At 59.7% G+C, this 4143-nt stretch carries 5 protein-coding genes and 1 tRNA gene; 3 read left to right on the forward strand and 3 right to left on the reverse strand.

The window, feature by feature from the left end:
• Positions 1–304: 304 nt before the first annotated feature.
• A complete protein-coding gene (locus tag ASD50_RS17590; RefSeq protein ID WP_013529904.1) occupies positions 305–580 on the reverse strand; it encodes a DUF1153 domain-containing protein in 276 nt (91 codons plus the stop codon).
• A 271-nt stretch (positions 581–851) separates the two neighbouring features.
• On the opposite strand from ASD50_RS17590, the gene mnmA reads away from it, so the two are divergent.
• Positions 852–2042 carry a tRNA 2-thiouridine(34) synthase MnmA gene (gene mnmA / locus ASD50_RS17595; protein WP_056243962.1) on the forward strand — a complete coding sequence of 397 codons (1191 nt, stop codon included), beginning with the start codon at positions 852–854 and terminating at the stop codon, positions 2040–2042.
• 10 nt (positions 2043–2052) lie between these two features.
• Here the strand turns inward: mnmA and ASD50_RS17600 are convergent, their stop codons facing one another.
• The gene (locus ASD50_RS17600) at positions 2053–3018 is read right to left on the reverse strand and encodes a Gfo/Idh/MocA family protein (RefSeq protein WP_056243967.1); all 966 of its coding nucleotides are present in this window, start codon (positions 3016–3018) and stop codon (positions 2053–2055) included.
• Positions 3019–3250: 232 nt separating this feature from the next.
• Here ASD50_RS17600 and ASD50_RS17605 point away from each other — a divergent pair.
• Positions 3251–3327 (forward strand) — tRNA-Met (locus ASD50_RS17605).
• Between the two features lie 75 nt (positions 3328–3402).
• Here ASD50_RS17605 and ASD50_RS17610 read toward each other — a convergent pair.
• Positions 3403–3831, reverse strand: coding sequence for a helix-turn-helix domain-containing protein (locus ASD50_RS17610; protein ID WP_056243970.1), 429 nt, complete (start codon positions 3829–3831; stop codon positions 3403–3405).
• A 43-nt stretch (positions 3832–3874) separates the two neighbouring features.
• On the opposite strand from ASD50_RS17610, the gene ASD50_RS23275 reads away from it, so the two are divergent.
• Positions 3875–4114, forward strand: coding sequence for a hypothetical protein (locus ASD50_RS23275; RefSeq protein ID WP_156465162.1), 240 nt, complete (start codon positions 3875–3877; stop codon positions 4112–4114).
• Positions 4115–4143 lie beyond the last annotated feature (29 nt).

Raw genomic sequence — 4143 nt, forward strand, 5'->3', positions numbered from 1 at the left:
CCCCCTCAGGGAGGCAAGACCACCGGACGGGCGGCCGCAAGGCCGCACTACTTACCTAAACGAGCGACCGAACGGCCGCCCGTCCTCCCGACCTCTCAACAGAGGTCAGTTCTTTGAAATGGCCAGGGCCGAAAGGCAGCGTGGCGATGAATAAGCACAACCATCTCTTCGTCATTCCGGAAGCGAGCCGGGCGAAGCGAAGGCGATACCGTCCGGGATCCGTTTCGTGACGTTCAGGCAACGCACCGACGGGGCGGACAACACCCAGGCACAAAAACCGGATAAGGCGATGAAGAACTGCGCTCTAGTGGCGGTATTGCTGAATGCGCGTGGTGCGCAAGCCCGCAAGCCCGTACTCGTCAATCGATGCTTGCCAGGAAAGGAATTCCTCGGTGGTCAGCTTGTAACGCTGGCACGCCTCGTCGAGGCTCAGAAGTCCACCACGAACGGCTGCAACAACTTCCGCCTTGCGCCGGATAACCCAGCGACGCGTATTCGTCGGCGGCAGATCGGCAATTGTAAGCGGGCTGCCATCAGGCCCGATAACGTATTTGACTCGCGGTCTAACCAGATCGGTCATCATACTCTCTACAAATAACACAAAAGAACCAATCGCCGCCACAGTACCGCCACAGCTTTAAAAATTGCCTAAGCGGTCCCTAATGGATAGGTAAGGTTCGTGAACGTCGCGTTAGGCTTTGCGCCGGCATTTGTTTCAAATGCCCGACAACCGGTTTGAAGCCAAATTTGCGCGCCGAAATCATGAATCTGGCGCTGCCCGAAAGCTTGACCTATATTGTCAGCATTGGCCCGGCCGCGATATCCGGCACGGGATGAACTGGAATGAACGAATGAACAGCCTGGACCTTCCCGGACGCCCGCAGGATACGCGCGTCGTCGTCGCCATGTCAGGCGGCGTCGACTCTTCAGTCGTGGCCGGGTTGCTGAAACGCGAGGGCTACGACGTCGTCGGCGTGACGCTGCAGCTTTATGATCATGGCGCCGCCGTCCACCGGGCCGGCTCCTGCTGCGCCGGCCAGGACATCGACGATGCCCGCCGCGTTTCCGAAACGCTGGGAATTCCGCACTATGTGCTCGACTATGAGGAGCGCTTCCGCAAGGCTGTGATCGATCCTTTCGCCGAAAGCTACGTTCACGGCGAAACCCCGATCCCTTGCGTATCGTGCAACCAGACGGTGAAGTTCGCCGATCTTCTGGCGACGGCAAAGGAACTGGGCGCCGACGCCCTTGCCACCGGTCACTATATCCGCTCGCGCGCCAACGGCGCCCATCGCGCGCTCTACAGGCCGCTCGATGCCGACCGCGACCAGAGCTATTTCCTGTTCGCCACCACCCAGGCACAGATCGATTACCTGCGCTTTCCTTTGGGCGGCCTGCCGAAGCCTGCCGTGCGCGCGATTGCCGAAGAGATGAACCTGACGGTTGCCGCCAAGCATGACAGCCAGGACATCTGCTTCGTGCCGCAGGGCAAGTATTCCGACATCATCGCCAAGCTGAAGCCGGCGGCGGCAAGCCCCGGCGACATCGTCCATATCGATGGTCGCATCCTTGGCCGGCATGAAGGCATATTGCGCTACACGATCGGCCAGCGCCGCGGCATCGGCGTCGCGTCCGGGGAGCCGCTTTACGTCGTCTATCTCGACGCCGAACGCTCGCGTGTCATCGTCGGCCCGCGCGAGGCGCTGGAGACGCACAAGATCTTTCTTCGCAACATGAACTGGCTGGGCGACGGCGAACTGGCCGATATTCCGCCGGAAGGCCTCGAATTGTTTGCCAAGGTGCGCTCCACCCGCCCGCCGCGCCCCGCCGTGCTTCATCACGAGGACGGCACGACCTTCGTTGAACTGGTCGATGGCGAATCCGGCGTAGCCCCCGGCCAGGCCTGCGTACTTTATTCCGACGAAGGCAACGAAGCGCGGGTATTCGGCGGTGGCTTCATCGGCCGTTCGGAGCGCGGCGCCGAAGCCGAGGCAATGCTATCGCGCCTTGGCGCACGCGCCGCCCCGATTTCAGCAGGCTGATTTCAAGAGATCAGATGACTTTCAGGCCGTGGGTCACGGTGCCGGCGGTCAGGACGCGCAGCACCCTGATCGCCTCCTCGCCGTCCGTGCGCGGCTCATCCCGCGTCTCGATGCACTGGATGAAATGCTCGAGCTCGCGCGTCAGCGGCATCCCCTGCCCGACCGGCACGTAGGACGGCTCGTCGGCGGTGAACGCCCAGTGGCCGCTGTCTTGCCAGACCGCATGGTGATAGACGGCAAGCTTGCGCTCCCATGGCTCGACATCGTCGAACACAGCCATCGCCTTGGTTCCGACAACCGTCAGCCGCCTCTCCCGGTAAGGATTCAGGCGAGAGGCAAACAGGTGGCCGCGCAGGTTTCCCGGAAAGCGCATGTGCAGGTGGGCAAAGTCGCTGAGGTGATCGAGCGTCGCAGCTCCCTCGCCATGAACCTCCACCGGTTCGGCCCCGGTGATGGCCAGGATCATCGACAGGTCATGCGGCGCAAGATCCCAAAGCGCGTCGTTTTCGGTATGGAATTTGCCAAGGCCCAGGCGGTGGGAGTGAATATAGCGCACCTCACCCAACTCACCCTCGTCGACAAGTGCCTTAAGCTTCTCGAAGGCAGGGTGGAAGCGCAGTACATGTCCGACCATGAAAATGCGTTTGTTGTCTTTCGCCGCCTGTACCGAGCGCTCGGCATCGGCAACGGTGAGCGCTACCGGTTTCTCAACCAGCACGTCCTTGCCGGCCTGCACGGCGCGGATGGAAAGTTCGGCATGGAACTGCGGCGGCAACGCCATGACGATGGCGTCGACATCCTCGCGCTCGAACAGCGCGTCCGGCGCGATCGCGAGGCATTCCTGTTCGCTGGCAAAGCCTTCCGCGCGAGCGCCGTTGACATCGGAGACTGCATGGAGCGCACCGAGGGCCTTGAGGGTGCGGATATGGTTACTGCCCCAGTATCCGCATCCGAGGACGGCAATACGCGGTTTCATCAATGGTGAACTCGAAAATTTCGTGGCTGACACATAGCGGCGCGCCTTTACGAACTCAACCCCGACGAAATGCCTGCGTCAACGGTATGCCCCGCTAACGCTGCCAGCTTCCACCGAAACCGGACACCTGCGCGCTTGACACGGTCGGCATGGCAACCTTATATCCGCGCGACCTTGGCGAAGGGTTCGAAAACAGCACTGCTTTGGTGTGGTTTTGGATGCCGAGCACCGGGGCGGAGTAGCTCAGTTGGTTAGAGCAGAGGAATCATAATCCTTGTGTCGGCGGTTCAAATCCGTCCTCCGCTACCAGCCTATGTGTTAAGTGATTGATTTTACTTCACAAAAGGCCAAAAAACTTCATTTTGTACGGTGCGGTCAGAACGGCTAACTTGCTGTTTTTGCAGACTTCTTGATTTTCTCACCTTTAGAACCCGCTACCACACCCCCTGACTTTGCGTCGTGAGCAGCGAAGGTAGCAGCGACATCGGCGAGCAGTTGAAGGCGATCTCCAGGCAAAGCAGCCGCCGACGATTGTATCTGCGCCCTCAGCTTATCAGTCTTTGATGGTTCGGCTTCCTCCCAAGGACGCAACAAGCGGTCTGCGTCCGCTTGAAGAATGTCCGCTATTCGCAGCAGCGTTGCTAGGTCAGGCTCCCTGTCGCCCGTTACATAGAAGCCGTAACGCCGCTCGCTGATCCCAACGCGCCTCGCGACCTCCGCGTCCGTGAAATCAAGCTCTCTCGCTCGCCTTCTCAAATTATTCCCGAACTGCTGCATGCGAACATTTTGTTCGCTCACATCAGTCAGAGCCATGTATGATATGTGCGCGCAGAAGCGTTCAAATTGAACCTATCCGATGCCGAAGAAGCCGTCTGAAACGATCAGCCTTCGGGACTGGAAGCTTCTCGATGAGAAGCTGGATGCTTTCGTTCGTGCACTAGCGATCGAAGCGGCAAGGCATGATCATCGAGAGGCGCTCAAAAAGGCCAAGCAAAAGAAGGGAGGACGTTCAGCCAAAGCAAGGCTCTGTCCGGCGTCAGCGCTGATGGGACCAAAGCGGTTTAACCGAGAACGGAGGATTTCTGGTTCATTGTAGCCTTTCAAAGGAGCGAAGATGAGACAGAG

It is taken from the genome of Mesorhizobium sp. Root552 (assembly GCF_001427285.1).
GTDB lineage: Bacteria > Pseudomonadota > Alphaproteobacteria > Rhizobiales > Rhizobiaceae > Mesorhizobium.

Excerpts from the sequence above, each read along its gene's own strand:
- ASD50_RS17590 (WP_013529904.1), bottom strand. The coding sequence starts at position 580 with ATGACCGATCTGGTTAGACCGCGAGTCAAATACGTTATCGGGCCTGAT.
- mnmA (WP_056243962.1), top strand. The coding sequence starts at position 852 with ATGAACAGCCTGGACCTTCCCGGACGCCCGCAGGATACGCGCGTCGTC.
- ASD50_RS17600 (WP_056243967.1), bottom strand. The coding sequence starts at position 3,018 with ATGAAACCGCGTATTGCCGTCCTCGGATGCGGATACTGGGGCAGTAAC.
- ASD50_RS17610 (WP_056243970.1), bottom strand. The coding sequence starts at position 3,831 with ATGGCTCTGACTGATGTGAGCGAACAAAATGTTCGCATGCAGCAGTTC.
- ASD50_RS23275 (WP_156465162.1), top strand. The coding sequence starts at position 3,875 with ATGCCGAAGAAGCCGTCTGAAACGATCAGCCTTCGGGACTGGAAGCTT.